Here is a 234-nt window from a genome sequence, read left to right as displayed (position 1 = left end):
CTGGAAGGTTTGAGCAGCGCCTGCGGTAGTCGGCCGGGGTCAACCGATAGGCCCGGCGGAACCAGCGACCCAGGTGGCTCTGGTCGGCAAAGCCCAGCGCCATGGCCACTTCAGCGGGCGTCTGGCCTTGGGCGAGCAGGCGCCGGGCGCGGGCCAGGCGCAACTGTATCAGGTAGGCGTGCGGTGCCAGGCCGAACGCGGCCTTGAAGGCGCGGGTCAGGCGAAAACGGTCGA

1 protein-coding gene is annotated in these 234 nt (G+C 70.1%); it reads right to left on the bottom strand.

The annotated features are described in order from the left end of the window. Positions 1 to 234 (bottom strand): helix-turn-helix domain-containing protein (locus SB756_RS35565; protein ID WP_410913945.1); only part of this gene is annotated, 234 nt, incomplete at both ends.

Origin of the sequence: Pseudomonas sp. SIMBA_068 (assembly GCF_046534705.1) — a bacterium.
Classification (GTDB): Bacteria; Pseudomonadota; Gammaproteobacteria; order Pseudomonadales; family Pseudomonadaceae; genus Aquipseudomonas; species Aquipseudomonas putida.
Note: the sequence above shows the minus strand (reverse complement) of the source record. Positions and strands in the feature narration are given on the sequence as shown.